Annotated in this window: 1 protein-coding gene; it reads left to right on the top strand. The window is 67.9% G+C overall.

The genetic code is table 11. The features are described from left to right. The coding region (locus tag QM019_RS12750; RefSeq protein WP_282853312.1) for an MFS transporter at positions 1 to 296 on the top strand (296 nt) is incomplete at both ends.

The following is a 296-nucleotide window of genomic DNA, read 5'->3' as shown; positions in this document are numbered from 1 at the left end:
CCCCATCGGCGGCATCATCTTCGGCCACCTCGGTGACCGCATCGGCCGCCGCAAGGTGCTCATGATCACCATCGTCGGCAACGGCAACGACACCGCTCTCATCGCTGCACTCCCCGACTACGCCGCCATCGGCATCGCCGCCCCGATCCTGCTCGTGCTGCTTCGCATCGCGCAGGGCCTATTCGTCGGTGGCGAGTGGTCGGGCGCCATGACCATCGGCGTCGAGAATGCGCCGCTCGAGCGCCGCGCCATCTACGCAGCGATTCCCCAGATCGGCTCGCCGATCGGCACCATCC

Source organism: Gulosibacter sediminis, assembly GCF_030011715.1.
Lineage (GTDB): Bacteria > Actinomycetota > Actinomycetes > Actinomycetales > Microbacteriaceae > Gulosibacter > Gulosibacter sediminis.
Note: the sequence above shows the minus strand (reverse complement) of the source record. Positions and strands in the feature narration are given on the sequence as shown.